The sequence below is a fragment of the Myxococcus vastator genome, assembly GCF_010894475.1.
In the GTDB taxonomy this organism is placed as follows: domain Bacteria; phylum Myxococcota; class Myxococcia; order Myxococcales; family Myxococcaceae; genus Myxococcus; species Myxococcus vastator.
Genome location: NZ_JAAIYB010000786.1, coordinates 1 through 1,859, shown reverse-complemented (window position 1 = coordinate 1,859; position 1,859 = coordinate 1). Strand labels below are relative to the sequence as shown.

Below are 1,859 nucleotides of genomic sequence, written 5' to 3'. Positions count from 1 at the left end.
GGCCTGCGGCTGCTGGGCGGGCTGGTCCCTTCGGAGTGGCTGCGCGGCGAGGCCGTCTCGCTGGACGGCGCCAGCCTGGCGTTCGCGCTCGCGGCGGGGCTGGCGACGGCGGTGGTCGCGGCGACGCTGGGCATCCTCCGCAGCCGCCACATCGACCTGGCGCGCGAGCTGAGCGGAGGAGGCCGTGGCGGCTTGAGCCGCCAGAGTGGCCGGCTGGGGCGCGTGCTGGTGGTCGCGCAGATCGCGGTGGCAGTGGTGCTGCTGCTGGGCGCGGCGCTGTTCATGCGCAGCCTGCAGGAGCTCGAGTCCGTACCGATGGGCTTTCAGAGCCGCGCGGTCACCACGTTCACCTTGGCGCCGGTCAAGGAGCGCTACGTCGTCGCGAACGATGCCATCGAGCAGACCCGCCGCATCCTCGAGCGCCTGCGGGCCTTCCCCGGGGTGGAGCACGTCGGCGCTTCGACGAACCTGCCGACGGGCTCCCAGCTCAACTACAGCATGGTGCTCCCCGACCAGCGCACCATCACCGGTCAATACCGGCTCATCAGCCCGGGCTTCCTGGAGACCTTCAGCATCCCCGTGATTGCCGGGCGCGGCTTCGACGACCGCGACGACGCGGGCGGCGAGCTGGTGTGCCTGGTCAGCGCCGGCTTCGCCCGTGCCTACCTGGACGGAGAGCCCATGGGGAAGACCGTCACGCTGCCCATGGACGAGGGGCCGAACATCTCGATGCGGGTGATTGGCGTGGTCGGCGACATGCGCCAGTTCGGTCCCGGCGAGCCGATGCCGCCGACGCTTTACGCGCCTCTGGCGCAGATTCCACCGCCGATCTGGGCGCTGTTGCGCGAGTTCGGACCGCTCAGCTATGGGGTCAGGCTGCGCTCCACGACCCTGGGGATGAACGAGCGCGAGCTGCGGGGCGCAATCCAGGAGGTCGCGCCGCTGCAGCCGATCTCCAATCTCCAGCCCATGGAGACCATCGTCGCGTCCACCACGAGCGAGCAACGGCTGAATCTGTTGCTCGTGGGACTGTTCGCTGGACTGGCGCTCTTGCTGGCCTCGGTCGGGTTGTACGCGGTGATGGCGGTGGCGGTCGCATCGCGGCGGCACGAGTTTGGCGTGTGCGCCGCGCTGGGGGCGCCGCAGTCGCGAATCCTGCGGGACGTGCTCCGCGAGGCGGGCTGGCAGATCGGCCTGGGAATGGCGATCGGGCTCGCGCTCGCGATGGCCTTCTCACAGCTCGTGCGGAGCTTCCTCTTCGGCGTCAGCGTGGCCGATCCGCTGGCAATCATAGCGGTGCTGGCGGTGCTCGCCCTGGCTGGATTCGTGGCCAGCCTGGTGCCGGCGCTCCGGGCGGCGCGCGTGGACCCGATACAGGCGCTGCGGAGCGAATAGGCCGCGGCTCGCAGGAGTGTTGACGCGCACGTCTGCCGATTGGGCGAGTAAACTGAGCCTCATCCACACCGTGGAGCTGTGCGAGGGCAACCCCGTCGACTACCTGGTGGCGCTGCTCCGCCACCCGGAGGCGCTGGCGCGTGCCCCGGGCGAGTGGATGCCCTGGAACTACCAGCAGGCCCTGGCCTCGGCGGATGCGTCGTCCGCGAACTGACTCACTCAACCCGCTTCCGCCGAATTACTGGTCGTCCATGGCCAGAAATCCGCGCTCCGCGATGACCGCCAACAGGGGTTGGCCACGAGGGAGAGAATCTGCGGCGCCGCGTTGTCGAAGGGAGGCGGCGCGTTCACCTCCTGCAGCAGCAGGGTGACGGCCGTCGTCTGCCCGGCTTGGATGGTGACGTTGGCTATCTCGCCGGTGTAGCGCACGGCGTTGGAGGCGTCGAAGGCCTTCGCGCTGAAGG

The 1,859-nt window shown here is 69.8% G+C and carries 3 protein-coding genes; 2 read left to right on the top strand and 1 reads right to left on the bottom strand.

What is annotated here, in order from left to right; genetic code table 11:
- Together G4D87_RS37250 and G4D87_RS37245 are read left to right on the top strand one after the other, a co-directional pair.
- Window positions 1-1,395 (top strand): FtsX-like permease family protein (locus tag G4D87_RS37250; protein ID WP_163787517.1); only part of this gene is annotated, 1,395 nt, incomplete at its 5' end.
- Window positions 1,396-1,414: 19 nt separating this feature from the next.
- Complete coding sequence (locus G4D87_RS37245; protein ID WP_163787516.1) at window positions 1,415-1,609, top strand: hypothetical protein; 195 nt, start codon at window positions 1,415-1,417, stop codon at window positions 1,607-1,609.
- 5 nt (window positions 1,610-1,614) lie between these two features.
- Here the strand turns inward: G4D87_RS37245 and G4D87_RS37240 are convergent.
- Window positions 1,615-1,859 (bottom strand): hypothetical protein (locus G4D87_RS37240; RefSeq protein ID WP_163787515.1); only part of this gene is annotated, 245 nt, incomplete at its 5' end.